Genomic DNA, 26,838 nt, shown 5'->3' with positions numbered 1-26,838 from the left:
GCCGCCCACATCGGCATCCGTACGCCAGTGCTGTTCACCGTCGCACGGGCCTGACCGTCCGGCGCGAACCGCACAGGTGGTGCGCCGCGTGCGCTCTGGGCCGCCCCCCTGGCCCTCCCGTCGTGCACGACTCGGGCGCGGACACCGCGCCCGGCGTCATAGTCATCGACTCCTGCACCACCCTCGGCAGCACCCTGGTCGTCCGCCTCTCCGGGGAGATCGACCACTACAGCGCCGCACCGCTGTGGGCCCTGCTGGCCTCGGCCGCCGACGACGGCTGCACCGGCCTCGTGCTGGACACCTCCCGGGTCACCTTCTCCGACTCCGGCGCGAACGGTGAGCGGCAGCTCGCCCGCCGCTGACCGGCCATCCGAGGGGTGCTCAGCAGTGACGCTCTTCCTGACCCCCGTCATCGCCGCGATCGTGCTGGGCATCATCGGCGCGGTCGTCGAAGGACTGTTCTACCCGCTGACCATCGGCATCGTCGTACTCGTCGCGGCCCTGGTGCACCTGGGGATGCACCTGCGGCGCTCCGGCCGCCGCAGCCGCGCACTCCGCTGACGTGGGGCCCGAGGGACCTCGGAACGGTCGACGCGTGTGAAGTGGGTCATCGGCACCGGGTGTGACGTGACGTCGGGTGCGCGGGCCTGACGGCGGTCGTCACAACGGCCCCAGCGCATTCACTCCGCCGGGGCCGCCCTTCCGGATCGTCACACGTGAGCGTGCTCGATCCATCTTCAATAGTACGACTGCTCGGCCGGACAGGCTGGGAGGCGAGAGCGGGCCGTCGGGGCAGTCCGGCTCAGCCGCGTTCTTCCTCTTCGGCCTCCATACGGCGGATTCCCTGGTGGGTGAGGGAGACCATCGCGGGCGTGTTGCCCGGTTCCCAGTCGACGGTGATCAGGTCCTCGCCGGCGAGGTAGGTGCAGGCGGCGGCCAGGTCTTCCTCCGGGATGCGCAGGTCGTTCCGCAGCTTCCGCCCCGGGACTCCGAGGAGCCGGTTGCCTTCGGTGGCTTCGTAGAGGGCGGTCAGGACCTGTTCGCGGTAGAGCTGTCGCTCGCGGAGTGTCGCCATGACCGAGTCCTTTCGTCGTGTGAAGGTCCGATGCTGCTCAGACTTCGTCGACGTGGGTGCCGGTGAGAGGGGACGAACTGCTGGTGGTGAGCCAGGAGCGGGCGGGCTCTGCGGCGGTTTCGGTGTCGACGGTGAGGTGGAGTCGGGTGCCGCCGTCGAGGACGGGGTAGCTGCGCTGTTCCGTCCCGGCGAACGAGCGGCGGATCACCTCGGCGACCGCGCGGGCGGCTTCGGGGGTGGCGGCGACGATGCGGATCTCGGCCTGTCCGGCCGAGGGCAGGGGCGCTGTGTCGGTGCGGTACAAGGGGCGTGGTCCCTCTCACGGGCGAAGCGAGAGGCCGGCGGGTGGGTTGTCCCGGGTGTCGGGTGTCCCACCCGCGGCCTTCGGTCGGAGGAGTGGTCTGAGGTGGTCAGGGCCAGGTGCCCGTGAGCCGGCGACGGGCGGCTTGTTCCGTCGGCGTGGGGTGACTGTGGCCGGGCGGCCGGCGAATGGCCGGGAAGGGGTCGCCGAAGTGGTGGGCGGCGATGCGGGCGTCGTGCTGGGCGTTGAGCCGGTGGATCAGGCGGATGCCCAGCGCGATCATGAGGGCGATTACGGCGAGGGTGATCAGGGTTTCCATGGGGTCACCTCCGCGGGTTCCCGGGCATGGCGATCATCCGCGCGCCGACGACCGGGTGCCGGAGCGGCGGCAGGGCGGATCCGCCGTCGGTCTCCCAGGCGCCCTCGCCGCTTCGGGCGTCGCGCATACGGCGGCCGGTCGCGGCCTCGTCGGACATCAGGGCACCGGCGGCCAGGACGCTGCCGGGGATGGCGGCGGCGGCCATGAGCCGGGCGGCTGCGGTGGGTTCGGTCTCGGGCGGGATCACCAGCAGGTCGCAGCGGCCGACGGTGTAGGAGAGCAGGATCATCTTGTCGGGATCCTGTTCGGTGAACCAGCCCACGTGCACGGTGTGCCCGGCGACGGGCACCTTGTGCGGGACGACGGGCCAACGGGTGGGGTTCACCGTGACGCGCGTGATGCGTCCGTAGTGCCCCTCCAGCGCGTCGACCAGGGGCGGAAGCTCCGCGGTGAGGTCACGCGAACGAGGCCACCAAGCGCCGTCCAAGAGGCCGGCGAGGGTGGTCTTCGGCGTCAACGCCAGGCGCGCCGAAAGCAGGGGTGCCAGGGAGGTGGTCATGACGCGGACCCGTCTCCGGGCCGCCCTGCAGGGCGGCCCAGTGTCTTGATCGCCGGAAACGACGTCCGCGTGGGAGCGGGTGCTCGACTTACTCCCGGTACTTTCAGCGTACTCCGCCCAGCGGCCGGACGAGCCGCTCTGACCAGTGGATTTTCAACCGGGCGCGCCGCTCGGCCGATGGCCGCGGGCATGACCGCAGGCCGCGGAGTACCGTGTGACCACGGCGGTGTCTCGTCGGCCATGAGGCGTCGGCGGCCCCGCGCAGGCAGGCGGACCACCATGGCCGAATCCGACACCCCCACCCCTCCCCAGCTCCTTCCGGACGAGATCCACCGAGCGGTGAGGTCCGGCACGGCCCTGCTCCGGCTGCAGACGACCCACTCCCGCGAAGGCGTCCTCGACGGCGCCTGGTGGCCCCGCTCCCGCGGCGTCGGGGCCGAGCTGCCCGCCCTCGTCCGGGCGCTCACCACACACCTCGGCCCCGTCACGCGCGTCGGCCTGGACACGGACGCCTGGGAGGAGGTCCCGGCTCGTGTGGTCGTGGACGACCGGGTCGTGCACCTCGACTCCTTCCCCGTCGGCGACGACACCGTCCTCATCACCCGTGGCGACGACGACCACTTCGCCCTCCTGGTGGTGCCCCCGGACATGACACCCGACGCGGCACGTGGAGCCATGGCCCGTGCGGTCGACGCCGGTAACGCCACCAGGCCGCCGAGATCCTCGTCGCCACGCATCCAGAACCGGTGACACACCGCCCGGAGTCGGCGCGATCCGGAACGTCATCCACGCCACTCGACCAGGACCAGCGTGGCGTCGTCCGAAGTGGCGTTGCCCCGTGCCCGTTTGAGGGTGTGGGAGAGGTCCCGTACCACCGCGCGGGCCTCTCGGTCCGTCCGCTCCAGTTGGTTCACCCAGCCGATCAGCTGGTCCTCGCCGAACTCCTGCTGTCCGCTCTCGTGTTCCTCGATCAGCCCGTCGGTGAAGCAGAGAACGCGATCCCCCGGCTCGAGCGTCACTTCGCTGACCTGCGGCTGTGCTCCTCCGAAGCCGACGGGCAGGGTCGTGGGGCTGTCCAGGCGGCCTACGACGCGGTGTCCGCGGATCAACATGGGGACGGGGTGCCCGGCGTTGACCCACTGGAGGCGGCCGGTGTCCGTGTCCAGCCGCATCATCAGCGCGGTCACGAAGTGGTCGGGTGCGAACTGCTCGGCCACGGCGCGGTCCATGAAGAGATAGATCTCGGACAGCTCGATGCTGATCCGGCGGGCGTGCCGGTACGCGCCGATGGTCACGGTGGCCATCGTGGCCGCGTCCAGACCGTGGCCCATGGCGTCGATCACGGCGAGGTGGAAGGTGTCCCCGTTCAGGGCGTAGTCGAAGCTGTCGCCCGCCACGTCATAGGCGGGTTCGAGTACGCCGGCGATGGCGACGCGCGGCGTCACCATCGTCAGCGGTGGCAGCAGCGACCACTGGATCTCGGCGGCGACGCTCATCGGTTCGCTGCGACGGGTGCGGAAGAAGAGGTCGGTGTGGCCGTTCTTGGTCTGCATCATGTCGGCGATCAGCCCGGCGATCCTGCGCAGCAGGCGGCGGTCGTCGTCATCGACGGCGTCCAGCGTGACGGCCAGAACGCCTGCCTGGTCGCCCCCGTCCAGCAACGGCAGCAGGACCCGTACGCCGTCGGCCAGCACGAGTTCGACCAGGCGCGAGGTGAGGAAACACCGGCCGGCCTCGGAGCCGTCGATGACCTGCGGTTCCCCGCCCGCCAGCCCTTCGCCCGGCAGGGGGACCAGTCTCTGCTGCCCGTAGTCCTGGAGCAGGATCTGCGGATCCCGTCCCCCCAGCCGCGCCACCGTGTCGGCGAGCAGCGGCCCGACCAGATGCGGTGGCAGCCCGTGGGCCCGGTCCAGGAGCCCGCCCAGCAACCCCTCTCCGAAGCTCTCCGAGCGATCAGGATCCCCGGGCGATCCGACTGTCATCCCGCTCCCTTCCGCAGGGCGGCGGACGGGCCGTGCAGCGCCTGCGCTGCTGTCCGGCCGTACCGGGGCTGACGCAAGCCGGTGACAGCCGGTGCCCGGCAGTCACGGGGGCCGGGCCCGTTGGCGGCGGTCTCGCCCTCAGGATGCTCCTCGGCGGCAGGGCACGCCACACGACGACGAAGGCCCCGGTCACTGACCGGGGCCTTCGTTCAAGAGCGGATGACGGGAATCGAATCATCGGCCTCGTCGTGTTCGCCGCGGCCGATCGTCTGCGCTCCGCCTGCCCGTGCGGCAGATCAGGGAGGGCAGGACCTCATCTTCGCCGTTTCAGGGCATGCGCCAGGCGGGGGAGTCCCTCGTGGAGGATACGGCCGGCCAGTGCGCCGCCGAAGAAGACGACGCCGACCCCGACCAGCCAGGACTGGATGACCAGGACGGTTCCGATCGGGCCGTAGGTGACGGCGCTGGACGCGATCAGCGGTGAGAAGACGAGCCGGGAGAAGACTCGCAGGCCGAGCAGCCCGGCCATGGTGGTCACCGCACCGGGCAGCAGGGCGGGCCAGGGGACCCGGCCGCCGAGCAGCATCCGCTGGGACCACCAGAAGAACAGGACGCCGCTCAGCATCGTGATCACCTCGCGGGCCGGTGCCGCGCGCCACAGTGGCGTGACCGCGGACAGGAAGAGGAATCCGATGAGGACGGCGAGCCACACCACGTGCCGCCACCTGGCCCACCAGCGGGCCGGAGGCAGATCCCACACCTTCTCGTAGCCGCTCTGCACCGTCGCCCCGAACGACACCCCGAACACGGCGAGCACCGCGAGGCCGAACGCCGTCATGGTCCGCAGGGTCTGGCCCGGCAGAGCGAACAACCGCTCGATGTCCTCCCTGGCGGCCGTCGACACGCCCAGCCCGTCCCCCAGCCACTGCGCGAATCCCCGCCCGCTCGCCGGATCCGCGGCGGATACGACGATCAGCAGGGGTACGAGTGTGAGGAATCCGAGCGCCGCGAAGCCCAGTGAACGCTGCCACAGGTCGAGATCGCTCGCCTGGATCCATCGGCGTCCGGCCCGCACACGGCGGGAGGTGCGGCGCAACCGCCCGAACGGATACGAACGGCCCGCGCCGCCGGACGAGTTCCCCTTGCTAGGGCGCACCGGGACGTGTCCCCGGGCCCGCGGCCCCGGTCGGCTGTTCCGCCGGAGTCCCGTGCTCGGCGGCCTTGCGCCAGCGGGCTTCGCAGAACGAGTACAGGCCGAACAGCAGGAGGCCCACGGCGGCGGCGATCAGCAGGGCAGGTCCTGCTGGCGTGGTGGCGAACGAGCGCAAGGTCTCGTCCAGACCCTTGGCCTGGTCGGGGTCGTACCGCACGGCGGCCAGCAGGACGGACAGGCCGGCCCCGGCCGCGACCACGCCGCACGCCGCGCCGCCGACGATGCCCAGGAACACGACGACCCGCCGCGTCGCCGGGCGCATCTCGTCCGTCCGGAGATCCTTCTCGAACTTCCGCATCAGGCTGCGCACCAGGATCACCACACCCACGACGATCAGGACGACCCCGAACACGCCGACGATCACCTGGCCGCCCGGCCGGTCCAGCACCCTGGCGGTGTACTCCTTCGACGTCTCGTCACCGGGGCGGCCTCCGGAGGATCCACCGACCAGCGCCGTCTGCGCCACGCCGATGCAGATCACCGCGTAGAACACCGCCATGCCCAAGGAGCCCAGACGCCGGCTCCACTTGTCGCCGCCCTCCACCGTCTGCCCGAACGCAGCCTCGGCCAGCCGCCACAGCGCCATCGCCGCCAGCCCCACCACCAGCGCCCACAGCAGAGCCTGGCCGAACGGCTGCTCGCCGAGGGTCCCCACCGCGCCGGACCGGTCGGCCTCTTGGCCGCTGTCGCTGCCGAGGCCGATCCGCACGGCCAGAATCCCCACCAGTACGTAGATCACTCCCCGGGCGCAGAGCCCGACCCTGGACGCGACCTCCACCGCACGACTGTCGGCCACACGCCGCCCCCGCGACTTGGGCTGAGCCGGACTGTCCTGACTGCGCTCCATATCTGGCACCTCCATGTGCCGGACCCCACTGAACAGCGCACCGTCGGCCGGGAGGGGAGTGGTGGGTCAGAGCCAGTGTCCGAAGGCGTCCCCGACGCGTCCGCTCTCTACGGACCGCGATGCCATGTCGGCCGATGTGGCGGCCAGGTTCGGGTCTCCGAGGCCGACCGGCATGGCACCAACCCCGGGTCCGTTCCCTGTCTTTCCACGGTACGGCTGCCCCCTGTCGGAAGTCACCACCCACATGCGGATCGTCCTGCACAGGGATCTGGAATCACTCCGAATCCGGTCCCGGTCGTCGGCAGGCAACCGGGACCGGAATCGTGGGAGGACTGAAGCGGCTACGCGCGATGAGGCGGACCTCTGGGGCTCCCGTTACGGTCGGGTTCCCAGCATGTGCACGTGGTTGCCCGTGGCACCCAGCAGTCCGACCCGGGAGGAGAAGCAGTGCCCCGAGAAGAAGCCCAAGCCCGCAGTGCCGGCCTTTCCTCGGGATCGCAAGGCGATGGGGCCGCCGAGGACTCCCGCCCGGTGGCCGACCTGGTCGAGCGGGCAGCCGATCTGGTGGACCCGATCAAGCCGAGGCTGCGCGGCTGGCTTCACGCCGGCATGGTCCCCATGTCGCTGGCAGCGGGCATCGTCCTCATCTGCCTGGCAGGGACACCGCAGGCCGTAGGGGCCTGCACCGTGTATTCCGTCGCTGCCTGGCTGCTGTTCGGGACCAGCGCCGTCTACCACCTCGGCACCTGGGGGCCACTCGGTGAGGCCGTTCTGCGTCGCCTCGACCACGCCAACATCTTCCTGATCATCGCCGGCACGTGTACGCCGCTCGCGGTGATCCTGCTTTCCCCGGACCAGTGGTCCGCCCTGCTGTGGATCGTGTGGACGGGCGCGCTGGTCGGCATCGCCTTCCGTGTCCTGTGGGTCGGAGCTCCCCGCTGGCTGTACACCCCCTGCTACCTGGCTCTGGGCTGGGCGCCCGTGCGATACCTGCCCGACTTCCTGCACAGCGGCGGGGTGGCCGTGGTCTCCCTGATCGTGACCGGCGGGCTTCTCTACAGCGCGGGCGCGGTCGTCTACGCCCTCCAGCGCCCCAACCCCTCACCCCGCTGGTTCGGCTTCCACGAGGTCTTCCACGCGCTGACGGTGACAGCCTTCACCGCCCACTACATCGCCATTTTTCTCACCGCTCACTGAGCGGTCGAGGTACGGACCGCCTCACCCACTCGCCAGCCGTCCGGAGGGCCCCGCGAGGTCGGCCCCCACCGTCAGAACGCGGTGGGCCTGCCTCGGCGGGAGCGCAGTATCGAGCGCACCAGCAGGTACAGCACGGCGACGACGAGAAGCAGCACTCCGGTGGAGTGCAGGTAGGGCTGCGTCCGCTGGGAGTTGAGCCGCCTACCAGTAATGACGGCGTCCGCCGACCGCGTGACCGACCGCCCCGAGGATCCACAGGATGACCCCGATCACGACCAGGATGATCCCGATCGTCCACAAGATGGAAATGCCGGCCACGAACCCGATGACGAGCAGGACGATCCCGAGAATGATCATGGTGACCTCCGACCTCGCAGGTACCTCGATTCCAGAGTAGGCGCAACCCGCTGAGGTGGCCTGTCGGATTGTCACCCTCCTGCCCTTCCAGCGGGCATGAGCAGAAGCCGTCTGACCGGCAAGCCGAACAGGCGCGATGTGACGGCCGCGGCGCCCAGGAGCCGGCGGTCGAGATTCCGTCCTGGAGACGGCGGAGAATTCTCAGTCGACCCGATGGGCGCGGTGACGGACTTCCCGGAGGCTGACCTCCGACGGGAGACGGTCCAGGCCTGCCGAGTCCCGTGCGCGTGCGAGCGTGTCCCGGTCGAGTCGGGCCAGGATCCGCTCCGGTCCCGCGTGAGGCTCCAGCCACAGCCGCACTCGCGTGACCGGGGCGGTACGCCGGCCCCCCAGGCGCACCCGTGCCCGTGCGACTCCGTCCAAGGCTTGCGCCTCTTTCTCGATCACGTCCTCCAGGGCGCGGCCGTCGAGCCGGGCCGCCGTACCGTCCTGGCTGTCGACGAGGACCTGGTGCAGCCGGTCTTTGCGCAGCAGTGTCCAGAGCCACCACAGCAGCAGCACCAGCAGCGCGGCGAGCACCGTGATGACGGTCGGCCACCACCAGCCCTCCGCCCGCCACCGCAGGCGTCCCTCGTCACCCAGGACGACATCGGCCGGGCCGCGAAAGGGCCACCAGCCCGGTACGTCGAAACCCCATCGGCGCTGCAGATCCAGCCCGCCCAGTAGCACGCCGCCGCCCAGGGCGAACAGCCCGAGGCCGAGCAGCCCCAGCAGCACCCGGTTCACTGTCTTGATCATCGGGATCAGCGTCAGCCTTTCTTCGGGCGTCGGACGTGGACGGTCGGCGTGGGTCGCCGGGCGAGACCCAGGGTCGCCACGGCTTCGCCCAGCGCGGCATCGAGGTCGGCGCGGACCTCGTCGAGATCGCGGAAATGCACCTGCGCCCGGACTTTGATCTTCCGGCGACCGACATCGACCCGAGCCGACTCCACACCGGACACCCGTACGGCCCTGTCACGCAGGATCAGGGCCACCGCCCGGCGGTCGAGACCGGCTCGGACCTCACCTGTTCCCCGGGTGCCGGTGGGCTGCCGCATGGGAAGCAGTCTGCGCAGTCCCGGTGTCACCGCCAGCAGGACGAGGCACAGGCCGAGGGCCATCGCCACCGCGGCCCCGACGATCATCCAGACGTCGTCCAGCGGCCGCGCGGCCAGCTCATCCGCGAGCCGGCTTCGCCAGCCCATCCCGGCCCGGCCCGCCCGCACGGAGACCACGTCGTACAGGAGCAGCCCGATGGCTGCGAGGGACAGCAGGGCCACGATGACCGCAGGAACCCGCCGCGCGGACCAGAAACGACGCGGCGATGCCCGGACTGCCGATATCGCGCCGGTGTCCGGGTGCCCTGTGGAGGAATCCGTCTTCGCAGGCTCCGAGGGAAGGTCGCTGTCGCCGGCCCGCTGCCGCCCCGTGCGCGCGCTCATCTCACCCTCTCCCGTTCCGTCCGCCGCGAGTGGGCCGAGTGCAGCCTCTCGACGGCCACCACGAGGTCGGACACCTCCACACCGGCCCATGCCGTGACTCGGTCGGTGACCTCGCGGCGTACCGCCGCGCACTGCGCCCCGATGTCCGACGGATAGCCCAGTTCCACGGCGATGCGCATCCGTACCTGCCCGAGCACCGGTCGGCTCCTGGCAGGACCGCCTGCCTTCTCCGAGCCGTTCCACTCCGCTGCCCCTCGCACCACCGCCGTCACGTGCGGGGTGCGGTGGCCAGGAGGCACGTGACCGGTCGGCTCGGAGAAACGACCCAGCGCCTCACGCGCCACCTGGGCAGCGATCTTCGCGACGACCCGGTCGGCGACCGAGGTCGCACCCCGCTCCCGGCGGGGCACGGCCGGGCGCCTGTCGGCTTCCCTGGTCACTGCCGCCAGTCTCTCCGTGCCCGGCGCTGGTCGTCACGAATACGCTGATGATCGTCCCGGCGGCGTACGAAGTCACCGGGTTCGAGATCGCCTTCCATCAGACGTCCGACCACGAGTCCGACGACGCCCAGCACCAGCACCAGCAAGAAGGCCCAGAAGCCGCCGAAGTACGCGGCGAAACCCAGCGCCATTCCGGCGGCCAAACCCACCACGGATCTGCTCATCACACGCTCCTTCGCCCGGTAGCCGACTCCGTCCGGCTACTGGAGCCGCTGCCGCTCCTCCCCTTCGCCTTCCTCGTCCTCCTCGTCGGGCAGCTTCACGTCACCGACCATGATGTTGACTTCCACGACTTCCAGACCCGCCATCCGCTCCACCGCGGAGATCACGCTCTCCCGCACCGCCCCGGCCACGTCCGTGATCGAGACGCCGTAGTCCACGACGAGCTCCAGATCGATGGCCGTCTGCAGCTCTCCGACCTCGACGCTGACCCCGCGGGTGACGGACTTGCCACTACCGGCGCCAGGCATCCGCTCCCGCATGGATCCCATCGAGCGTGCGAACCCGCTGCCCAGGGCATGGACGCCGCGCACGTCCCGTGCCGCCATCCCGGCGATCTTCTCCACCACCACATCGGCGATGGATGTCCGGCCACGAGAGCCGGGCGCGCCGCCGTACTTCGCGCCGGTGTGCTCAGTCATCAGGCACTCCTCCCTCGAGAAGTCAGCCATGCACCCTTTATCCAAATTATATTCGGTATAGACCGTTTTATGTGGTCGTCGTGAGTCGAGGGAGAGGGCGGAGAGGTGAAGACCGAGGCGTTGATGCAGTCAGTACGTGGTCGGCTCGGCCTGGGGCGACTGCTGCCTCTCGGAAGGCCGGACGACGGCACGTGGATCACCGAACAGGCGGCCGTCCGGGCTCTCTGGCGCAAGGTCGCCGGGGTTCCCGGCGTTCGACTGGAGAGCATGCGCATCGGGCCGGTCCCGCACGAACCCGTGCTCGAACCGGCCGTTCGCCCGCCTGCCGGAGCGCTCCCGCCCGGCCCGCTCAGGATCGAGGCGGCCTTCACCGGGTCCGTGACAACACCCGTACCTCAAGCCGCCGAACAGTTGAGGGCGACTCTGTTCAAGGCGGCCGACGAAGAACTCGGCCTGAGCACTGCGACAGTCGATCTGCGTGTCACGGATCTCCACGAGGGCACGGAGGCGGACGGAGGATCGCAGACCGCCGTGAACGTCGTGACGCCCCCGGCCCACAATGCGCCCACGCGAAGCTCGGCTCCCGCGACCGAGACGGAACCCCTGCGGGGGCCGATCGGAGAGCTGGCCGACGTCGCGTCGGCCGTGCCGGGCGTCGCCCGCCTCACCGCCCCACTGGGCGGCCACCCCGTCAGGGTGACGCACCAGGACGATCCGCCCGCCCGACACGTTCAGGTCCAGCTCGCGGTCGTACCCGGCCGCCATCCCCTGGAAGTCGCCCGGGCCGTCCGGGACGCCGTGACCGTCGCGGCCATGAGTGACGTCCGGGTCCCGACAACCGCTGCCGTCCTCATCACCGAAACCGCGGCGCAGCCGTAGTGATATCGAAGGTCTTCAGGCCGGCCTTCTGCGCTGATCCGGTGCCGCTGCCGGTGGCCCGGCGGGGCGAGCGTCGGCTTCGGCGGCCTGCGGGTACGGCCGGCTTCACGGCGCGCCGGACGGCGCCGTATGTGCGGCAGGTAGGGAACGAGCATGGACCGCGACAGCGGATGGGGATACGGAGACGTGGCTGGGGAGTCGCAGGGGCCCCGGGGCGGGGTCTGTGCCGGGTCATCGGGTGGGGGCGTGAGCGGCGGCTGACGGCTGACCGCCCGACCCGGCCGTTCCCCGATGCGGATCACGGACACAAACGCCGAGTTCGAGCCGGTGCTGCGCTTCCGCCCCGGGCGGCCCGGCCACCACCGGCACCTGCTCCAAGCCCGAAGTGGCCGACCGGAAACTTGTGGAGTGGATCGGATTGCACGGCAGATCCGGGACCGTCCTCACTCTCACCGCTGATGGCACGGCGAGTCCGGTGAAGAGCTGGACCTGCGAAGGCGGCGGTCGGGCCGGAGTGGTCTGACCGGACTCGAGCCGGTCGCAATGTGGCAACGTCGGGTCCGTCAGTCTGCCCCGGGCCCCAGGCTTCGGCGACCCTTCTGCGTCAGGGTCCCGTCGGCACCGCCGGGCCTCGCTCATTCCGCCAGTTGCCCGGCGACGACAAGGCCACGAGCCCCTTCCGGGGACACTCAACTCGGAACGCGCGAAGCAGCCGTGCGCCCTGAGCCCGGTGTCCCCGGTTCCGCCGGCGGGGTGTGGGGCGGGTCAGGCGAGGTTGATGTTCTCCGCCTGGGGGCCCTTCTGGCCCTGGGTGACGTCGAACGTCACGGCCTGGCCCTCCTGGAGCTCACGGAAGCCCGTCGAGTTGATCGCCGAGTAGTGGGCGAAGACGTCCGGGCCGCCGCCGTCCTGGGCGATGAAGCCGAAGCCCTTCTCCGCGTTGAACCACTTCACAGTTCCGGTAGCCATGTCTCATGCCTTCCAGTCGATGAACGCCGCCCACACGGTGTGGGAGGCGGAGGTGATCGCCCTGGTTCCTGCGGCACAGCACAGCAAGAAGCCCACGCCGACGGCATGGGCAAAGGGAACTTCCGAACCACGACAGCTAACGGGGACGGTACACGTCCGCACACCCCGTCACCAGAAGGGTTCCTCCAAGTGGGAGCGGGCCCGCCGAGGTACGGCGGGGCGCGCACCGTCTCGGGCCGCGGCCGGCGGGTCCGCCGCTTCGGCGGCGCGGCGGTGTTCGGCGTTGATGCGCTGGGCCTCTTCGAGCTGGTCCTCGAGGACGATGATGCGGCATGCGGCCTCGATGGGCGTGCCCTGGTCGACGAGTTCCCGGGCGCGGGCGGCGATGCGCAGCTGGTAGCGGGAGTAGCGGCGGTGACCGCCCTCGGAGCGCAGCGGGGTGATCAAGCGGTGTTCACCGAGGGCGCGGAGGAAGCCCTGGCTGGTGCCGATCATCTCGGCCGCGCGGAGCGCTGGTTCGTATGGGCGACGCCGGGCACGTTACATAGGCACAATCCTTTTTCCGACGCGCGACACCGGCGGCACGGCGCGTGATCAACAACCGGTGCCCCATGCCAATCTGCTCGGGCACGTAGTGGCTTGGAGCCGGAGGTTCACCGCCCATGGCGGCGAACAACAACCCCACCGTCACAGGACGACGACTGGGGGCGGAGCTGCGCCGGCTCAGTAAGGACCGCGGTATGACCGGCACGCAGGTCGCGGCGGAGCTGCTGATCTCCCAGGTCAAGGTCAGTCACGTGGAGACGGGCCGCCGTGCGGTCAGCCCCCGCGACGTACGCGATCTCTGCGTGCTCTACGGCGTCACCGACCAGCATCTCGTCGACCACCTGACGGCACTGGCCAGGGAGTCGAGCCGACAGGGCTGGTGGCACTCCTACGGCGACATCCCCCACAGCGTCCATCTCGACCTGGAGGCGGTCGCCGCCTCCATCCGAGCCTACGAGTCCATGGTGGTCCCCGGCCTGTTGCGGACCCCCGCCTACGCCGCCGCGGTCATTGAGGAAACGATCCCCCTCGTCACGGTCGACCACGCAGCCGCGCCTGGAGCTCCTATGTCGAGACGCACGGAGGAAGCGACACGGCACGCTCGGAACGGGCGGTGATGATGCAGAAGTACCTGCGCAATATCGTGGCGGACCGCTTCGCCGCCCGCCACGGTGGCGACACGTTCGACTTCATTCAGCTTCGGGTCGTCACGACGCCCATCGCCGCTCCCGGCACCGCCGCCGGGAGCCGCCCGCCGGTACCCACCGAGAACCGGCTCCTGCCCTGGTGGAAGGCGACCCCCCATGGGAAATGAGCAGGCCTCCCGGCCCTCCCCTGCGGCAGCCGCACCACAACGCTCCCAGAGTCCAGGGACTTCGCTCATCGGAGCCGCCCATCAGTGGCTCCTCGGCCAGGTCACCGCTCTGTGGGCCCTCCTCACCGGCCGCCCGGTGTCCCTGTATGCCGCCTCGGTGCTGCGCATCGGCTACGGGCTGCTCTACCTGGTCTTCCTGCTCCGCGAGTTCCCGCACCGTGGAGAGATCTGGGGACCCGACTCCCCTTGGACGCCTGCGCCGGCGGAACAGCCCTTCGAGTAGACGGGCTGGAACAGCGTCCTGATCCTGTCCGACAGCCCTGCCTATGTACCTCGCCCTGACCGCGTGCGGTCGGCGCTGGACCCTGGACGCACGCCGCGACCGGCTCAAGTCGGCTCGTGCGGGCGACGTGCCGGAGCCGGTGCGGGGCTTGTACGCGCAGGAACTCCGCCATGCCCGCGTCACCTTGACCCGGTGGTGCACAACTGCGGCGTCTTCGTCATCGCCGCACAGGTCTGCTTCCTCTACGGATCGGCAGGCCTGTACAAGGTCCAGGGTTCCACCTGGGGCGGCGGCACCGCTCTGCACTACGCGCTGAACCTCGAACTGTTCCAGCCCTGGCCCGCGCTCTCCCACCTCGTGGACGAGTTCCCGATGGTGATCGCGATCACCCGCTACGTCACGGCGCCGCTCTTCTCCGGCGCGATGATCATCGCGGACGCCGTGTTCCTGCCCGACCGCTTCTACACCTTCCTGCCCCGCCTGTGGCGCCGTGCGACACAGCGCACCGCAATGCGGCAGGCGGCACCCGGCCGGGCGACGGGACCGGGATCCGTACCCGCACAGGGAAGGCCGGAGCTACCCGCCCCGCAGGACCAGGTCGTTCCGGGTGGAGGGTAGCTCCGTCGGCGTGGGGTGGCTGTGGCCGGGCGGCCGGATCGAACTCGCGAGGCGTCGGCGTCGAGCGAGCCGTGAGGTGGCCGTCGCGCAGCGGTCCTTGCCGGTTGGGTCATCGCTCTTGTGACGAGATGCCGTAGGGGACATTCGAGTGGAGTACGTCGTGCGCCGCAACTGCCTCCGCTCTGTCCGCAGTCGTCTTGCACAGTGGCACGACGACCGAGGAGGCATTCGTGACTGGTTTTCAGGCTTTCACCACCGGCACCGTGGCGCTGTGGGATCTCGACCCGTACCGCTTTCCTGCCGCGCTGGTCGACGACCTGCCGGAGCAGACGCCGACGGCCTGCGGTGTCCTGGAGCCCGGCGACCACCTTCTGCCCGCGCCAGAGCCGACGAGCCGCCCGTCCGCTCGTCTCGAGCCGGCCGACCGTCGCCGTCTGGAGCTGCATGCCGCTCTCACCACCGCGGGTATCGCACCCCTGCCGGGCGACAAGGATGCCATCGAGGCCCTGTGCCGACTGGGCGACACCACCCATGTCGCGCTGCGGCGATGGATCAGCCACGCCATGTGACCCTCGTGGGGCCGGGCGTGCTGTGGGGCATGGGTCCGCGTCTGTCGGAGGAGGCGGGCGAAGGCCGCCGCCGGAGGTTCGCTGCCGTATCCAGGGAATCTGGCGGCACCTGTCAGAGCACAAGAATCGGCCGGCCGAATCCGCCACGTCCCGCCTCCCTGTCGGTGACGATCAGGCGCGCGGACAACGGATCGGTTTCCAACGCCCGCACGTGTCAGCCGCGTTGTTCCAGCCCGACGCGCACCGTGGCGGCGATCTTCTCCATCGACTCCGGGTTCTCGGTGGCGACATCGAGAACCTGGCTGACCCTGTTGACCAGTCCGTGTGCCTGGACGGCGTAGCCGCCCGTGAGCACAAGCGGGTAGACATCGCCCACGGCGAGGACATCTGCGAGGAGCCGCCGGTGCAGTGCCGTGAGATTCACGCAGCGGCCCGGGTGTGGGGAGCCAGCTCGTCGAAGGCGCTCTCCCAGACGTCGCGGATGTCCCGGCTGATCAGCGTGCGCAGGACAGGCCACATGGCGATGAGCAGTTCCCGGTTCAGGTAGTGGACCAGGTCGTCGTGCTGTCCCTCGGCCAGGACGATCCGATAGCAGCTCATCCGCAATCGTGGCTGGTCGAGGTCGAACCGGGACAGGCCGGACCACGCGAGGTGCAGCGGAAGGTCGACGTTCCCGTGAGCGGGGCCGCCGAGCTCCGAGAGCTCGGCGGGAAGCCGCCTGGCGGATCTCGTGCCGCGGAGCTCGGGGACGCTGGGCGTGGCTTCCATGCCTTGATTATTCCGCAGGCGGACAGGGTGGCCCGGTGATTCCGCCAAAGGGAATACCCGGCTCAGGGCTTCCTCCGGGCTGCAGTGGTGGCGATGATGGCGTAGGTGCAGGTCAGTGGGCTCATGCGGGAGCCCCGGCGAGAGGGCGCAGGGTTCGTGCCCTCTGCGTGCCCCATCTTGCGGGCCTCAAGGGTGTGCGGGCGGCGAGACCGGTTTGGGGAACAAACAAGCCCCAGATCTCTGACCTGGGGCTTTGTCGTGGAGCGGATGACGGGAATCGAACCCGCGCTATAAGCTTGGGAAGCTCATGTTCTACCATTAAACTACATCCGCATGGGCGGTCCAGTTGCCCGGATCCTTACCGTTGCACACTTTACCCCATGATCGACCCCCGGTGAATCGGCCCGCGGGGTCGTTGTCGTTTTCGGGGGCACCAGGGTTCGTGGGGGCGGGAGTTGGGGCGTACCGTAGCGGTTCGGAGCGGCGGCCGGCGCTGGGTCCTGTTCATCCCCTAATGTGGCGATTCATCGCAGTACGGCTCGTTGGGGAAAGGGACTCGATGGAGCACACCGTCGTCCGCTGTGCCGAAGGGCACGTGTTCAGTACCGCTTCGTTCCCGCTGCAGCATCTCGGTGCCGGCCGGATCGGCCCCGGGCGGCTGCTGCGGTGTCCGCGGTGCGCGCGGCTGCGCCATGCCGTGCCCGTCGGAGGTTCGCCCAAGCGGTAGGGCAGGGGGCGCGCGGGTGTGGCTCCGATTGGGGGTGGCCCGCGCGCTCTGCGTATCCTCGGGACGTGCTTCTCTCCGACAAAGACATCCGGGCCGAGATCGACAGCGGACGGGTTCGCATTGACCCCTTCGACGAGTCGATGGTGCAGCCCTCCAGCATCGACGTGCGCCTCGACCGGTTCTTCCGCGTCTTCGAGAACCACCGCTACGCGCACATCGACCCCGCCATCGAGCAGGCCGACCTGACCCGCATGGTCGAGCCCGACGGGGACGAGGCCTTCATCCTGCATCCGGGTGAGTTCGTCCTCGCCTCCACGTACGAGGTCATCTCGCTCCCCGAGGACATCGCCTCCCGTCTGGAAGGCAAGTCCAGCCTCGGCCGGCTGGGTCTGGTGACGCATTCGACCGCCGGTTTCATCGACCCCGGGTTCTCCGGGCACGTGACGCTGGAGCTGTCGAACCTGGCCACGCTTCCGATCAAGCTGTGGCCGGGCATGAAGATCGGGCAGCTGTGCATGTTCCGGCTCAGCTCGCCCGCGGAGTTCCCGTACGGCAGTGAGCGGTACGGCTCCCGGTACCAGGGACAGCGCGGGCCGACCGCCTCGCGCTCCTTCCAGAACTTCCACCGCACCCAGGTGAGGCACGAGGCATGAGCGACGCAGTACGCGAGAACCTGTCGTACGAGGGATTCGGGCAGGCGGTGCGCGAGCTCGCGCAGACCATCGCCGACGACGGCTACGAGCCCGACATCATCCTGAGCATCGCCCGCGGCGGCGTGTTCGTGGCGGGCGGCCTGGCCTACGCGCTGGACTGCAAGAACATCCACCTGGTGAACGTCGAGTTCTACACGGGAGTGGGTACCACTCTCGAAATGCCGGTCATGCTGGCTCCCGTCCCCGAGGCGATCGACTTCACCGACAAGAAGGTGCTGATCGCCGACGACGTCGCCGACACCGGCAAGACGCTCAAGCTCGTCCACGACTTCTGCCTCGGCCACGTCGCCGAGGTGCGCTCCGCCGTCATCTACGAGAAGTCGCACTCGCTCGTTCAGTGCGAATACGTGTGGAAGCGCACCGACGACTGGATCGAGTTCCCGTGGTCGGTCCAGCCGCCCGTCGTGAAGCGCGAGGGCCAGGTCCTCGACGCGTAAGCGCGAGATGTGACATGTGAGATGTGAGAGGGGCCCGGCGCGCGCTGTGCGCGTGCCGGGCCCCTCTCTCGTCGTGCCGCGTCTACGACGACTACAGCGTGCCGAGCTTGATCAGCGACAGCAGGGCGACCAGCTGGATCGCCGACGCGCCCAGCGCCTTCTGCCACGGCAGGTCGTGCGACTTGCTGATCAGTGACGTGAACAGCGCGCCCGCCGCCAGCCACGTGAGCCAGCCGAGCACCTGCACGACCATGTTGTCGCCGCCCAGGAAGATCGCGACGAGCAGGCGCGGGGCGTCCGTGATCGACATGACCAGCATCGACAGCCCGATCGTCGGCTGCCACGCGCCGTCGCCGCCGAGCTGGCGCGCGAGGGTGTGCGTGACGGCGCCCAGGATCAGCCCGCAGATGACGAACGCCACGCCCGCGCTGAGCACGATCGGGATCGCCTGGGTGAGGGTCGCCTTGATGGCGTCCTCGCGGGCCTTGTCGAAGCCGAAGACCGCGAGCATGCCGTAGACGAACGTCACGACGAGCGCGGGGCCCCACACGGCGTAGTCGCGCATCTGGAGGAACGTCGGCCCCGGGCGCAGCACGATGCCGCGCAGGAGCTGCTTCCAGTGCAGCCGCGGCCCGACGGGCGCCTCGGCCGGGGCCGCGCCCGCCTGGTAGGTCGCCGCCTGGCCGTACGGGTCGTCGCCGACGGAGAAGGCCTGCGTGTGCCCCGGGTTGTTGGCGTACGCCGACTCGTGCGGGACCGTGTACGGGCTCTGCGGCTGCTGCGGCTGCTGCCCGTACGGGTCGAAGTACTCCGGCTCACCGTGGCCCCCGGCCGCGCCCTGCTGGGGCCAGGCCTGCTGCGGGGGCGGGCCGGCGGGAGGGTACGGCTGATGCCCGTACGGCGGCTGCGGCGCTTGCTGCTGCTGACCGTACGGCTGCTGCCGCGGGGTGTGCGGGGGTTGTTGCGGGGGGCGGTTGTTGTCGCGCCCGCGTCCGATCCTGAATCCAGCCACGTGATCGAAAGTACCTGCTCCGCCGGGCGCGGGGGGACGGGGTACCCGAACACGTCGCCTTTGCGGCTGAGCTGTGACATCCCCTAGGGGGAGGCGGGGGCGGCGCGGCTGTGGGTGATTTACCCGGTTGCGGGTCTCTGAGGCCCTTGAGCAACGGCAGACGGCCGGTCCCCCCTCGGGGACCGGCCGTCTGCCGTCTTTACGGTGCCTCGCCTACTTGGCCTCTTCCGGCTTCTTCGCCTCGGCGGGCTCGTCGTCGCCCTTGGCGGCCTCGGCGTCAGCGTCCGCGTCGGAGTCCTTGGCCTCAGCCTCAGCCGCAGCCTCCACCTTCGGCTCCTCGGCCTTGGCCGCGTCGGCCGCCTCGGCCTTGGCCTCGTCGGCGTCCGCCTCCGGCTCGTCGGCGTCCGCCGCCTTCGCCCCGGGCTCCGCGTCGACCTCGGGCTCGGTCTCGGCTTCCGCCTCGGGCTCCGCGTCCGCCTCAGCCTCGGGCTGTGCTTCAGCCTCCGCCTCGGCGTCCTTCGCCTTCGCGTCCGCCTCGGCCTTGGCCTTGGCCTTCGCCGCAGCCTCGGCTTCCGCCTCGGCCTTGGCCTTCGCCTCAGCCTCAGCCTCAGCCTCAGCCTTGGCCTTCGCCTCAGCGGCCGCCTTCGCCTCGGCCGCAGCCTTCGCCTCGGCTTCCGCCTTGGCCGCAGCCTCCGCCTCCGCCGCCGCGGCGGCTACCGCCTCCGCCTCCGCCGCGGCCGCCGCGAGTTCTTCCTCCGTCGGCTCCGGGGCCTTGACCGACTCCAGCAGCAGCTGGGCGACGTCCACGACCTGGACGGACTCCTTGGCCTGGCCCTCGTTCTTCTTGCCGTTCACCGAGTCGGTCAGCATGACCAGGCAGAACGGGCAGGCGGTCGAGACGATGTCCGGGTTGAGGGACAGGGCCTCGTCGACGCGCTCGTTGTTGATGCGCTTGCCGATCCGCTCCTCCATCCACATCCGCGCGCCACCGGCGCCACAGCAGAAGCCCCGCTCCTTGTGGCGGTGCATCTCCTGCTGGCGCAGGCCCGGCACGGCCGACATGATCTCGCGCGGCGGCGTGTAGACCTTGTTGTGCCGGCCCAGGTAGCACGGGTCGTGGTACGTGATCAGCCCGTCGACCGGCGTCACCGGCGTCAGCCGGCCCTCGTCGATCAGGTGCTGGAGCAGCTGCGTGTGGTGGATGACCTCGTACTCGCCGCCCAGCTGCGGGTACTCGTTCGCGATGGTGTTGAAGCAGTGCGGGCAGGTCGAGACGATCCGCTTCGCGGACTTCGGCTTCTTCGTGGACGGGTCCTCGTCGTCCTCGCCGAAGGCCATGTTCAGCATGGCCACGTTCTCCTGGCCCAGCTGCTGGAACAGCGGCTCGTTGCCGAGGCGGCGCGGCGAGTCACCGGTGCACTTCTCGTCGCCGCCCATGATCGCGAACTTGACGCCCGCGATGTTCAGCAGCTCCGCGAAGGCCTTCGTCGTCTTCTTCGCGCGGTCTTCCAGGGCGCCCGCGCAGCCGACCCAGTACAGGTAGTCGAACTCGGAGAGGTCCTCCGCGTCCTTCCCGATGATCGGGACCTCGAAGTCGACCTCCTTCGTCCACTCGACGCGCTGCTTCTTGGCCAGACCCCAGGGGTTGCCCTTCTTCTCCAGGTTCTTGAGCATCGTGCCCGCCTCCGACGGGAACGCGCTCTCGATCATCACCTGGTAGCGGCGCATGTCGACGATGTGGTCGATGTGCTCGATGTCGACCGGGCACTGCTCCACGCACGCACCGCAGGTGGTGCAGGACCACAGCACGTCCGGGTCGATGACGCCGTTCTCCTCGACGGTGCCGATCAGCGGGCGCTCGGCCTCGGCCAGAGCCGCCGCCGGGACGTCCTTCAGCGCCTCGGCGGACGCCTTCTCCTCGCCCTCCATCGTCTTGCCGCCGCCGGCCAGCAGGTACGGGGCCTTGGCGTGCGCGTGGTCGCGCAGCGACATGATCAGGAGCTTCGGGGACAGCGGCTTGCCGGTGTTCCAGGCGGGGCACTGCGACTGGCAGCGACCGCACTCGGTGCAGGTGGAGAAGTCGAGGATGCCCTTCCAGGAGAACTGCTCGACCTGGGAGACGCCGAAGACGTCGTCCTCGCCCGGCTCCTCGAAGTCGATCTCCTTGCCGCCGCTGGTCATCGGCTGGAGGGCGCCGAGCGCCGTCGCGCCGTCCGCGTTCCGCTTGAACCAGATGTTCGGGAAGCCCAGGAAGCGGTGCCAGGCGACACCCATGTTGGTGTTGAGCGAGACCGTGATCATCCAGATCAGCGAGGTGCCGATCTTGATCATCGCGGTGAAGTAGATGGCGTTCTGCAGGGCGCCGAGCGACATCCCCTTGAAGGCCAGGACCAGCGGGTACGAGACGAAGTACGCCGGCTCGTACGCGTCCACGTGGTGGATCGCGCCCTCAAGACCGCGCAGCGCGAGGATCGCGAGGCCGATCGTCAGGATGATGTACTCGACGAAGTACGCCTGCCAGGCCTTCGAGCCGGCGAAGCGGGACTTGCGACCGGCCCGCGAGGGAAGGTTGAGCAGTCGGATCGCCATGAGCACGACGATGCCGACGACCGTCATCAGGCCGATGAACTCGGTGTACATCTCGAACGGCAGGAATTCGCCGACGATCGGCAGCATCCAGTCGGCCTGGAACAGCTGGCCGTACGCCTGCACCAGGGTCGGCGGCAGCGTCAGGAAGCCGATCGCGACGAACCAGTGGGCGAAGCCGACGATGCCCCAGCGGTTCATCCGGCTGTGCCCGAGGAACTCCCTGACCAGGGTGATCGTTCGTTCCTTCGGACGGTCCGTGCGGCTGCCCGCCGGGACGGGTTGGCCGAGTTTCACGAACCGGTAGATCTGCGCCACGGCTCGGGCGAGCAGCGCGACGCCGACCACGGTCAGGACCAGCGACACGATGATCGCGGCGAGTTGCATGGGAGGGCTCCTCGGGCGGGACTTACTAAGCGGTAACTTATTGAGTCAAGGCTTGAGGTTACCCATTTCCCGCGCCGCACTGTAGGTGAGCGAGCGGTGATCTGTGTCGCTCAGGCATGCCTCTGTCGGTAGGCCGCCCGAGGGGTCTGCGCGAGGATCGCGAGATCCATCCCCAGCCAATGGCTCTCCACATAGTGCCGGTCCAGCAGCGCCATCTCCTCCCAGGGGAGGTCGGATCGTGCGCTGACCTGCCACAATCCGGTCATTCCGGGTCTTACCCACAGTCGGTCCGGTCGATCCACCTCCGCTCGCGGGAGCGGTCCGACCAGAGACATCTCGCCCCGCAGGACGTTCAGCAGCTGTGGCATCACGTCCAGGGCGCAACCCCGTACGGCCGCCCCCAGCCGACCCGCCCCCTCCGTGCGCAGCCGCCAGGTGCGAAACGGCCGCCCGGCCATCCCGAGGGTGGGCTCCCGTACGAGGACCCGCGCGCGCAGGGCCGCGTAGAGCGCGGCGGCGGTCAGCAGCAGCGGCACGGCGCACACCCCGAGCAGGATCACCGCGCCGACGAGGTCGAACATCCGCTTGGCCGGCCACGGCCCCGGCCGCACGGTAAGCGTCAGTGGCATGCGGGCAGGGTGCCGGCGCCGCGCCGCGGCCACGGCGCGCCGCGCGGCCGAGGGGGGCGCCACGACCCGTTCGGCGCCCCTGAGCGTAAGCGCAGCCTAAAGGTTGAGCCGCCTCGACTCACCTCTGTTGACGCGAGTGCGGCGATCCTGCATCCTTGAGTCTGTTCCACTCAAGTCAGCTGGAGGAATCGAAATGGCACGTGCGGTCGGCATCGACCTGGGCACCACTAACTCCGTCGTCAGCGTTCTCGAAGGCGGCGAGCCCACCGTCATCACCAACGCCGAGGGCGCCAGGACCACGCCGTCCGTCGTCGCCTTCGCCAAGAACGGCGAGGTCCTCGTCGGCGAGGTGGCCAAGCGCCAGGCGGTCACGAACGTGGACCGGACCATCCGCTCCGTCAAGCGCCACATGGGCACTGACTGGAAGATCAACCTGGATGGCAAGGACTTCAACCCGCAGCAGATGAGCGCCTTCATCCTGCAGAAGCTGAAGCGCGACGCCGAGGCGTACCTGGGTGAGAAGGTCACGGACGCGGTCATCACCGTCCCGGCCTACTTCAACGACTCCGAGCGTCAGGCGACGAAGGAGGCCGGTGAGATCGCCGGCCTGAACGTCCTGCGCATCGTCAACGAGCCGACCGCCGCCGCCCTGGCCTACGGTCTCGACAAGGACGACCAGACCATTCTCGTCTTCGACCTCGGTGGCGGCACCTTCGACGTGTCGCTCCTGGAGATCGGCGACGGTGTCGTCGAGGTCAAGGCCACCAACGGTGACAACCACCTCGGTGGCGACGACTGGGACCAGCGCGTCGTCGACTACCTCGTGAAGCAGTTCCAGAACGGCCACGGCGTCGACCTGTCCAAGGACAAGATGGCGCTCCAGCGTCTGCGCGAGGCCGCCGAGAAGGCGAAGATCGAGCTGTCCTCCTCCACGGAGACCTCGATCAACCTGCCCTACATCACGGCCTCCGCCGAGGGCCCGCTGCACCTGGACGAGAAGCTCACGCGCTCGCAGTTCCAGCAGCTGACGGCGGACCTGCTCGACCGCTGCAAGACCCCGTTCCACAACGTCATCAAGGACGCCGGCATCCAGCTGTCCGAGATCGACCACGTGGTCCTGGTCGGCGGCTCCACCCGCATGCCGGCCGTCGCCGAGCTCGTGAAGGAGCTCACCGGCGGTCAGGACGCCAACAAGGGCGTCAACCCGGACGAGGTCGTCGCCATCGGCGCCACCCTCCAGGCCGGTGTGCTCAAGGGTGAGGTCAAGGACGTCCTGCTCCTCGACGTGACCCCGCTGTCCCTCGGCATCGAGACCAAGGGCGGCATCATGACCAAGCTCATCGAGCGCAACACGACCATCCCGACCAAGCGGTCGGAGATCTTCACGACGGCCGAGGACAACCAGCCGTCCGTGCAGATCCAGGTCTACCAGGGCGAGCGCGAGATCGCGGCGTACAACAAGAAGCTCGGCATGTTCGAGCTGACCGGCCTGCCGCCGGCCCCGCGTGGCGTCCCGCAGATCGAGGTCTCCTTCGACATCGACGCGAACGGCATCATGCACGTCACGGCCAAGGACCTCGGCACGGGCAAGGAGCAGAAGATGACCGTCACCGGCGGCTCCTCGCTCGGCAAGGACGAGGTCGACCGGATGCGTCAGGAGGCCGAGCAGTACGCGGAGGAGGACCACCGCCGCCGCGAGGCCGCCGAGTCCCGCAACCAGGGTGAGCAGCTCGTCTACCAGACGGAGAAGTTCCTCGCGGACAACGCGGAGAAGGTCCCGGCCGACGTCAAGACCGAGGTCGAGACGGCTGTCACCGAGCTGAAGGACAAGCTCAAGGGCGAGGACACCGCGGAGATCCGCACCGCGACGGAGAAGCTCGCCGCGGTCAGCCAGAAGCTCGGCCAGGCGATCTACGCCGACGCCCAGGCGGCCCAGGCCGCCGGTGGCGCCGAGGGCGCCCAGGCCAAGGCCGACGACGACGTCGTCGACGCCGAGATCGTCGACGAGGACAAGCCGAAGGGCGGCGCTGCCTGATGTCGGAGGAGACCCCGGGCTTCGAGGAGAAGCCGGAAGTCCCCGCCGACGGCACGCCGGACGACGCCGCCGAGTCGAAGGCCGCCGCCTCCTCCAAGGAGGAGGCCGCGGCCCCGGCCGGGGACTCCGCAGAAGTACAGGAAGTGGCTCTGCTGGCCCAGCTGGACCAGGCCCGTACGGCGCTGGGCGAGCGCACCGCGGACCTCCAGCGGCTCCAGGCGGAGTACCAGAACTACCGCCGTCGCGTGGAGCGGGACCGGATCGCCGTCAAGGAGATCGCGGTCGCGTCCCTCCTGACGGAGCTCCTGCCGACCCTGGACGACATCGGCCGGGCCCGGGAGCACGGCGAGCTGGTCGGCGGCTTCAAGTCGGTGGCCGAATCGCTGGAGACGGCGGCCGCCAAGATGGGGCTGCAGCAGTTCGGCAAGGAGGGCGAGCCCTTCGACCCGACGATCCACGAGGCCCTGATGCACTCGTACGCGCCGGACGTCACCGAGACGACCTGCGTGGCGATCCTGCAGCCGGGGTACCGGATCGGTGAGCGTACGATCCGCCCCGCGCGGGTCGCGGTGGCGGAGCCCCAGCCGGGCGCGGCGCCGGCCGCGAAGTCCGAGTCCGCGGATGGCGACACGCCGTCTGACAAGGACACGGATGCCCCCGACAAGGGCTGACGCAGAACATGTAGGGACAGGGATCCGAGAGGAGGGACACCGGGGATGAGCACCAAGGACTTCGTCGAGAAGGACTACTACAAGGTTCTCGGTGTCCCGAAGGACGCCACCGAGGCCGAGATCAAGAAGGCGTACCGGAAGCTCGCGCGCGAGTTCCACCCGGACGCCAACAAGGGCGACGCCTCGGCCGAGGCGCGCTTCAAGGAGATCTCCGAGGCGAACGACATCCTCGGGGACGCCAAGAAGCGCAAGGAGTACGACGAGGCCCGCGCCCTGTTCGGCAACGGGGCCTTCCGCCCCGGTCCGGGCGGCGCGGGCGGCTCGTTCAACTTCGACCTCGGCGACCTCTTCGGTGGGGCCCAGCAGGGCGGTCCGGGCGGTGGCTTCGGCGGCGGCCTGGGCGACGTCTTCGGCGGCCTGTTCAACCGCGGCGGCGCCGGCGCGGGCACCCGTACCCAGCCGCGGCGCGGCCAGGACGTCGAGTCCGAGGTCACGCTGTCCTTCACGGAGGCCGTGGACGGGGCGACGGTCCCGCTGCGGATGTCCTCGCAGGCCCCCTGCAAGGCCTGTTCGGGCACCGGCGACACGAACGGCACCCCTCGGGTGTGCCCGACCTGCGTCGGTACCGGCCAGGTCTCGCGGGGCAGCGGCGGCGGCTTCTCGCTGACCGACCCCTGCGCGGACTGCAAGGGTCGCGGCCTGATCGCGGAGAACCCGTGCGAGGTCTGCAAGGGCAGCGGGCGGGCCCGCAGTTCGCGGACCATGCAGGTCCGCATCCCGGCGGGCGTCTCGAACGGCCAGCGGATCCGGCTGCGCGGCAAGGGTGCCCCGGGCGAGCGCGGCGGCCCGGCGGGCGACCTGTACGTGGTGGTCCACGTCGACAGTCACCCGGTGTTCGGCCGCAAGGACGACAACCTCACGGTGACCGTTCCGGTGACCATCGCCGAGGCGGCCCTGGGCGCCGAGATCAAGGTCCCGACGCTGAACGGCCCTTCGGTCACGCTGAAGCTGCCCCCGGGCACTCCCGGCGGTCGTACGATGCGGGCGCGCGGGAAGGGTGCGGTCCGCAAGGACGGCACCCGCGGCGACCTCCTCGTCACGGTGGAGGTGGCGGTCCCGACGGAGCTGTCCGACAAGGCCCGGGAGGCCCTGGAGATGTACCGGGACGCGACGGCGTCCGAGGATCCGCGCGCCCAGCTGTTCGACTCCGTGAAGGGAGCATGAGATGGACGGCCGCCGTAGTCAGCCCCGTTTCGGAAACGGGCCCTACCAACTGACGGACGAGACCCCGGTCTACGTGATCTCGGTGGCCGCCCAGCTCTCGGGTCTGCATCCGCAGACCCTGCGCCAGTACGACCGCCTCGGGCTGGTCTCCCCGGACCGGACGGCCGGCCGCGGCCGGCGCTACTCGGCCCGGGACATCGAGCTGCTCCGCACCGTCCAGGCCCTGTCGCAGGACGAGGGCATCAACCTGGCCGGAATCAAGCGGATCATCGAGCTGGAGAACCAGGTGGCGGCGCTCCAGCAGCGCGTCGCCGAACTGTCCACGGCTGTGGACGGAGCGGCCGCCGCCCTCCGGGCCCGCGAGGCGCAGGTGCACGCCTCGTACCGCCGCGACCTGGTCCCGTACCAGCCGCCGCAGCCGGGCAACGCCCTGGTCGTCTGGCGCCCGAAGCGCCAGGTGGACTGAGCGCCCCGTACAGCGCCTCGAAGGCCCCGCCCG

At 69.9% G+C, this 26,838-nt stretch carries 31 protein-coding genes, 1 tRNA gene and 4 pseudogenes; 15 read left to right on the top strand and 21 right to left on the bottom strand.

The genetic code is table 11. The features are described 5' to 3' along the window. The first annotated feature begins 122 nt into the window (after positions 1-122). Together M4D82_RS16155 and M4D82_RS16150 are read left to right on the top strand one after the other, a co-directional pair. On the top strand, positions 123-362 hold the full coding sequence (locus M4D82_RS16155) for an STAS domain-containing protein (protein WP_249766723.1): 240 nt from the start codon (positions 123-125) through the stop codon (positions 360-362). A gap of 25 nt (positions 363-387) precedes the next feature. Beyond that, positions 388-561, top strand: coding sequence for a hypothetical protein (locus tag M4D82_RS16150; RefSeq protein ID WP_249766722.1), 174 nt, complete (start codon positions 388-390; stop codon positions 559-561). A 241-nt stretch (positions 562-802) separates the two neighbouring features. Here M4D82_RS16150 and M4D82_RS16145 read toward each other — a convergent pair whose 3' ends face one another. The 4 genes from M4D82_RS16145 to M4D82_RS16130 form a co-directional block, all read right to left on the bottom strand. Further along, positions 803-1,075 carry a hypothetical protein gene (locus M4D82_RS16145; protein ID WP_249766721.1) on the bottom strand — a complete coding sequence of 91 codons (273 nt, stop codon included), beginning with the start codon at positions 1,073-1,075 and terminating at the stop codon, positions 803-805. 37 nt (positions 1,076-1,112) lie between these two features. Then, the gene (locus M4D82_RS16140; protein WP_249766720.1) at positions 1,113-1,379 is read right to left on the bottom strand and encodes a hypothetical protein; all 267 of its coding nucleotides are present in this window, start codon (positions 1,377-1,379) and stop codon (positions 1,113-1,115) included. Between the two features lie 106 nt (positions 1,380-1,485). Beyond that, entirely contained in the window at positions 1,486-1,695 is a 210-nt protein-coding gene (locus tag M4D82_RS16135; protein ID WP_249766719.1) for a hypothetical protein, read from the bottom strand. 4 nt (positions 1,696-1,699) lie between these two features. Beyond that, entirely contained in the window at positions 1,700-2,254 is a 555-nt protein-coding gene (locus tag M4D82_RS16130) for a DUF5994 family protein (RefSeq protein WP_249766718.1), read from the bottom strand. Positions 2,255-2,533: 279 nt separating this feature from the next. Here M4D82_RS16130 and M4D82_RS16125 point away from each other — a divergent pair, with 279 nt between their 5' ends. After that, a complete protein-coding gene (locus tag M4D82_RS16125) occupies positions 2,534-3,004 on the top strand; it encodes a DUF5994 family protein (RefSeq protein ID WP_249766717.1) in 471 nt (156 codons plus the stop codon). A 32-nt stretch (positions 3,005-3,036) separates the two neighbouring features. Here the strand turns inward: M4D82_RS16125 and M4D82_RS16120 are convergent, their stop codons facing one another. The 3 genes from M4D82_RS16120 to M4D82_RS16110 form a co-directional block, all read right to left on the bottom strand. Then, positions 3,037-4,236: a PP2C family protein-serine/threonine phosphatase gene (locus tag M4D82_RS16120; RefSeq protein ID WP_249766716.1), complete on the bottom strand. Its 1,200-nt coding sequence runs from the start codon at positions 4,234-4,236 to the stop codon at positions 3,037-3,039. A gap of 313 nt (positions 4,237-4,549) precedes the next feature. Next, on the bottom strand, positions 4,550-5,311 hold the full coding sequence (locus M4D82_RS16115) for a YhjD/YihY/BrkB family envelope integrity protein (protein ID WP_249766715.1): 762 nt from the start codon (positions 5,309-5,311) through the stop codon (positions 4,550-4,552). Between the two features lie 70 nt (positions 5,312-5,381). Then, positions 5,382-6,245 carry a DUF1206 domain-containing protein gene (locus M4D82_RS16110; protein ID WP_349637070.1) on the bottom strand — a complete coding sequence of 288 codons (864 nt, stop codon included), beginning with the start codon at positions 6,243-6,245 and terminating at the stop codon, positions 5,382-5,384. 582 nt (positions 6,246-6,827) lie between these two features. On the opposite strand from M4D82_RS16110, the gene trhA reads away from it, so the two are divergent. Beyond that, positions 6,828-7,493 (top strand): PAQR family membrane homeostasis protein TrhA, encoded by a 666-nt coding sequence (gene trhA / locus M4D82_RS16105; RefSeq protein ID WP_502988939.1) that lies wholly within the window; start codon positions 6,828-6,830, stop codon positions 7,491-7,493. Between the two features lie 201 nt (positions 7,494-7,694). Here trhA and M4D82_RS16100 read toward each other — a convergent pair whose 3' ends face one another. The 6 genes from M4D82_RS16100 to M4D82_RS16075 all read right to left on the bottom strand — a co-directional run bounded on the left by M4D82_RS16100 (position 7,695) and on the right by M4D82_RS16075 (position 10,472). Beyond that, complete coding sequence (locus M4D82_RS16100; protein ID WP_249766713.1) at positions 7,695-7,850, bottom strand: DUF6131 family protein; 156 nt, start codon at positions 7,848-7,850, stop codon at positions 7,695-7,697. 201 nt (positions 7,851-8,051) lie between these two features. After that, positions 8,052-8,648, bottom strand: coding sequence for an alkaline shock response membrane anchor protein AmaP (gene amaP / locus M4D82_RS16095; RefSeq protein WP_249766712.1), 597 nt, complete (start codon positions 8,646-8,648; stop codon positions 8,052-8,054). An 11-nt stretch (positions 8,649-8,659) separates the two neighbouring features. After that, positions 8,660-9,331, bottom strand: a complete 672-nt coding sequence (locus M4D82_RS16090) for a DUF6286 domain-containing protein (RefSeq protein ID WP_249766711.1) — start codon at positions 9,329-9,331, stop codon at positions 8,660-8,662. Then, entirely contained in the window at positions 9,328-9,771 is a 444-nt protein-coding gene (locus M4D82_RS16085) for an Asp23/Gls24 family envelope stress response protein (protein WP_249766710.1), read from the bottom strand. The genes M4D82_RS16090 and M4D82_RS16085 overlap by 4 nt, the downstream gene beginning before the upstream one ends. Further along, positions 9,768-9,995, bottom strand: coding sequence for a DUF2273 domain-containing protein (locus M4D82_RS16080; RefSeq protein ID WP_249766709.1), 228 nt, complete (start codon positions 9,993-9,995; stop codon positions 9,768-9,770). The genes M4D82_RS16085 and M4D82_RS16080 overlap by 4 nt, the downstream gene beginning before the upstream one ends. A 36-nt stretch (positions 9,996-10,031) precedes the next feature. Further along, a complete protein-coding gene (locus M4D82_RS16075) occupies positions 10,032-10,472 on the bottom strand; it encodes an Asp23/Gls24 family envelope stress response protein (RefSeq protein WP_249766708.1) in 441 nt (146 codons plus the stop codon). 123 nt (positions 10,473-10,595) lie between these two features. Between M4D82_RS16075 and M4D82_RS16070 the strand changes: the two genes are divergently transcribed. Next, positions 10,596-11,351 carry a hypothetical protein gene (locus M4D82_RS16070; RefSeq protein WP_249766707.1) on the top strand — a complete coding sequence of 252 codons (756 nt, stop codon included), beginning with the start codon at positions 10,596-10,598 and terminating at the stop codon, positions 11,349-11,351. A gap of 765 nt (positions 11,352-12,116) precedes the next feature. On the opposite strand, the gene M4D82_RS16065 is transcribed toward M4D82_RS16070, so the two are convergent. Then, positions 12,117-12,320, bottom strand: a complete 204-nt coding sequence (locus tag M4D82_RS16065; protein WP_030052720.1) for a cold-shock protein — start codon at positions 12,318-12,320, stop codon at positions 12,117-12,119. 168 nt (positions 12,321-12,488) lie between these two features. Continuing rightward, positions 12,489-12,815, bottom strand: coding sequence for a MerR family transcriptional regulator (locus tag M4D82_RS16060; RefSeq protein ID WP_249766706.1), 327 nt, complete (start codon positions 12,813-12,815; stop codon positions 12,489-12,491). Positions 12,816-12,982: 167 nt separating this feature from the next. On the opposite strand from M4D82_RS16060, the gene M4D82_RS16055 reads away from it, so the two are divergent. The 4 genes and pseudogenes from M4D82_RS16055 to M4D82_RS16040 all read left to right on the top strand — a co-directional run bounded on the left by M4D82_RS16055 (position 12,983) and on the right by M4D82_RS16040 (position 15,150). Then, on the top strand, positions 12,983-13,483 hold the full coding sequence (locus tag M4D82_RS16055) for a Scr1 family TA system antitoxin-like transcriptional regulator (RefSeq protein WP_349637068.1): 501 nt from the start codon (positions 12,983-12,985) through the stop codon (positions 13,481-13,483). After that, positions 13,417-13,680: pseudogene (locus M4D82_RS16050) on the top strand (DUF5819 family protein); the annotation flags it as partial. The gene M4D82_RS16055 and the pseudogene M4D82_RS16050, both read left to right, overlap by 67 nt. After that, positions 13,670-14,581 (top strand): annotated as a pseudogene (locus M4D82_RS16045) (HTTM domain-containing protein). The pseudogenes M4D82_RS16050 and M4D82_RS16045, both read left to right, overlap by 11 nt. Before the next feature lie 230 nt (positions 14,582-14,811). Beyond that, positions 14,812-15,150, top strand: a complete 339-nt coding sequence (locus M4D82_RS16040) for a hypothetical protein (protein WP_249766705.1) — start codon at positions 14,812-14,814, stop codon at positions 15,148-15,150. Between the two features lie 148 nt (positions 15,151-15,298). Here the strand turns inward: M4D82_RS16040 and M4D82_RS16035 are convergent. The 3 genes and pseudogenes from M4D82_RS16035 to M4D82_RS16025 all read right to left on the bottom strand — a co-directional run. Next, positions 15,299-15,574 (bottom strand): annotated as a pseudogene (locus M4D82_RS16035) (hypothetical protein); the annotation flags it as partial. Beyond that, positions 15,571-15,918: a transcriptional regulator gene (locus M4D82_RS16030; RefSeq protein WP_249766704.1), complete on the bottom strand. Its 348-nt coding sequence runs from the start codon at positions 15,916-15,918 to the stop codon at positions 15,571-15,573. The pseudogene M4D82_RS16035 and the gene M4D82_RS16030, both read right to left, overlap by 4 nt. 259 nt (positions 15,919-16,177) lie before the next feature. Then, positions 16,178-16,251: transfer RNA gene (locus M4D82_RS16025), tRNA-Gly, on the bottom strand. Positions 16,252-16,710: 459 nt separating this feature from the next. Here M4D82_RS16025 and dcd point away from each other — a divergent pair. Next, entirely contained in the window at positions 16,711-17,298 is a 588-nt protein-coding gene (dcd, locus tag M4D82_RS16020) for a dCTP deaminase (RefSeq protein WP_249766703.1), read from the top strand. After that, on the top strand, positions 17,295-17,795 hold the full coding sequence (locus M4D82_RS16015) for a phosphoribosyltransferase (protein ID WP_249766702.1): 501 nt from the start codon (positions 17,295-17,297) through the stop codon (positions 17,793-17,795). Before dcd ends, M4D82_RS16015 begins: the two co-directional genes overlap by 4 nt. Before the next feature lie 91 nt (positions 17,796-17,886). Here the strand turns inward: M4D82_RS16015 and M4D82_RS16010 are convergent, their stop codons facing one another. The 3 genes and pseudogenes from M4D82_RS16010 to M4D82_RS16000 all read right to left on the bottom strand — a co-directional run bounded on the left by M4D82_RS16010 (position 17,887) and on the right by M4D82_RS16000 (position 22,409). After that, complete coding sequence (locus M4D82_RS16010; protein ID WP_249766701.1) at positions 17,887-18,807, bottom strand: Yip1 family protein; 921 nt, start codon at positions 18,805-18,807, stop codon at positions 17,887-17,889. 756 nt (positions 18,808-19,563) lie between these two features. Next, positions 19,564-21,780 (bottom strand): annotated as a pseudogene (locus M4D82_RS16005) (heterodisulfide reductase-related iron-sulfur binding cluster); the annotation flags it as partial. Between the two features lie 110 nt (positions 21,781-21,890). Continuing rightward, on the bottom strand, positions 21,891-22,409 hold the full coding sequence (locus M4D82_RS16000; RefSeq protein ID WP_249766700.1) for a sugar transferase: 519 nt from the start codon (positions 22,407-22,409) through the stop codon (positions 21,891-21,893). A gap of 193 nt (positions 22,410-22,602) precedes the next feature. Between M4D82_RS16000 and dnaK the strand changes: the two genes are divergently transcribed. From dnaK to M4D82_RS15980, 4 genes are read left to right on the top strand one after another with little or no spacing between them, the layout of a single operon-like run. Then, positions 22,603-24,444, top strand: a complete 1,842-nt coding sequence (gene dnaK / locus M4D82_RS15995; RefSeq protein ID WP_249766699.1) for a molecular chaperone DnaK — start codon at positions 22,603-22,605, stop codon at positions 24,442-24,444. Then, the gene (grpE, locus tag M4D82_RS15990; protein ID WP_249766698.1) at positions 24,444-25,115 is read left to right on the top strand and encodes a nucleotide exchange factor GrpE; all 672 of its coding nucleotides are present in this window, start codon (positions 24,444-24,446) and stop codon (positions 25,113-25,115) included. Before dnaK ends, grpE begins: the two co-directional genes overlap by 1 nt. Positions 25,116-25,160: 45 nt before the next feature. Beyond that, complete coding sequence (gene dnaJ / locus M4D82_RS15985) at positions 25,161-26,339, top strand: molecular chaperone DnaJ (RefSeq protein WP_249766697.1); 1,179 nt, start codon at positions 25,161-25,163, stop codon at positions 26,337-26,339. 1 nt (position 26,340) lies between these two features. Further along, complete coding sequence (locus M4D82_RS15980) at positions 26,341-26,805, top strand: heat shock protein transcriptional repressor HspR (RefSeq protein WP_249766696.1); 465 nt, start codon at positions 26,341-26,343, stop codon at positions 26,803-26,805. The last annotated feature ends 33 nt before the right edge of the window (positions 26,806-26,838 follow it).

Origin of the sequence: Streptomyces sp. RerS4, assembly GCF_023515955.1 — a bacterium.
Taxonomy (GTDB): domain Bacteria; phylum Actinomycetota; class Actinomycetes; order Streptomycetales; family Streptomycetaceae; genus Streptomyces.
This window is presented reverse-complemented; position numbering and strand designations above follow the sequence as displayed.